The 1,913-nt window shown below is 66.0% G+C and carries 1 protein-coding gene; it reads left to right on the forward strand.

Annotation, left to right across the window (positions count from 1 at the left end; all coding sequences use genetic code 11):
* Positions 1-424: 424 nt before the first annotated feature.
* Positions 425-1,913 (forward strand): Clp protease N-terminal domain-containing protein (locus ACK5KK_RS14190; protein ID WP_416890736.1); only part of this gene is annotated, 1,489 nt, incomplete at its 3' end.

The raw sequence follows: 1,913 nt of genomic DNA on the forward strand, positions 1-1,913 counted from the left end.
GGGATCGCCGTGCTGCCCCATCTGCGACGGCGTCCTGGTCTGGCGGCACAACGGCGTCTGGTGCGACCGCTGCCACCGCAAGGTCGAGACCTGCTGTGAGGGCGCCCCGCAACCGCCCGTCGCGGGTGGGCCTCCCTCGGACGGCCGCAGCAGAACCATCCATCCTGGGGTGGTCGGATGGGGGCCGACTGGCGCATCATTTCAGCGCGGCTCACGGCGAACCGATGTGGGCGGGGACATGGGGGGGTCGTGCTACCATCGGCCTTCTCGGAATTGCAGTACTTGCGGCCAAGATGGGGTGGTTGTGCGGTATCTCGGCAGGTTCGCCCAGATGATCGAACTCAGGTCGACCACCCAACGCCCCGGGTCAACGCGGTGCCCGTCGCTCCACGCCGGTCCCGCATGAGTAGGAGGTTTCTCCCCGTTGTTTGAGCGGTTTACGGAACGCGCGCGACAGGTCGTGGTGCTTGCCCAGGAGGAGGCGCGCACCCTCAAACACAACTACATCGGGACCGAGCACATTCTGCTGGGGCTGCTGCGCGAAGAGGAAGGGCTCGCCGCCCGCGTGCTCGAGCAGCTCGAGATCACCGTCGAGGAGGTCCGTGCCCAGGTCATCCGCATCGTCGGCTCAGGCGAAGAGGTGACCTCGGGGCAGATCCCGTTCACGCCGCGCGCCAAGAAGGTGCTCGAACTCGCCCTCCGCGAGGCCCTGTCCCTGGGGCACAACAACATCGGGACCGAGCACATCCTGCTCGGACTCGTCCGCGAGAACGAGGGCGTCGCCGCCCGGATCCTCAACGACTTCGATGCCGACAGCGAGAAGATCCGCAACGAGATCATCCGGATGCTGTCCGGCCCGGGACGGCGTCAGCAGGGTGGCCAGTCCAGCGGTCAGCAGCAGGACAAGAAGTCGAGCAAGCTGCTGGAGCAGTTCGGGCGCAACCTCACCAAGATCGCGTCCGAGGGCAAGCTGGACCCCGTCGTCGGTCGCCAGGAGGAGATCGAGCGGGTCATGCAGATCCTCTCGCGCCGGACGAAGAACAACCCGGTGCTCATCGGCGAACCGGGCGTGGGCAAGACCGCGGTGGTCGAAGGACTCGCACAGCGGATCGCCAGCAACCAGGTTCCCGAGCTCCTCAAGAACAAGCAGATCTACACCCTCGACCTGGCCGCGCTGGTCGCCGGTTCCAAGTACCGTGGCGAGTTTGAGGAGCGCCTCAAGAAGGTGATGAAGGAGATCACCCAGCGCGGCGACATCATCCTGTTCATCGACGAGATCCATAATCTCGTCGGCGCCGGCGCGGCCGAGGGCGCCATCGACGCGGCCAGCAGCCTGAAGCCCGCGCTCGCTCGCGGCGAGTTGCAGACCGTCGGTGCCACCACCCTGGACGAGTATCGCAAGTACCTCGAGCGGGACTCGGCGCTGGAGCGCCGCTTCCAGCAGATCCGGGTGGATGAGCCGTCGCAGGAAGAGACCGTGCAGATCCTGCGCGGGCTCCGCGATCGGTACGAAGAGCACCACAAGTGCACGATCACCGACGAAGCGCTGGAGGCCGCGGCGAACCTCGCCGACCGATACATCTCCGAACGGTTCCTGCCGGACAAGGCCATCGACCTCATCGACGAGGCCGCCAGCCGCATGCGCATCAAGACGATGACGGCACCGCCGTCGTACCGCGAACTCGAAGACGAGATCGAGTCGGTGCGCAAGGAGAAGGAAGCCGCCATCGAGGCGCAGGAGTTCGAGAAGGCCGCGAACCTCCGCGACAACGAGCGGCGCCTCACCAACAAGAAGCGCGATCTGGAAGAGGAATGGAAGTCCGAGGACGGCGGTCCGCGTCCGTCGATCGGTGAGGAGGAGATCGCCGACATCGTCTCGATGTGGACGGGCATCCCGGTCTTCAAGCTCACCG

This window comes from Microbacterium sp., from assembly GCF_047972865.1.
Taxonomy (GTDB): Bacteria; Actinomycetota; Actinomycetes; order Actinomycetales; family Microbacteriaceae; genus Microbacterium.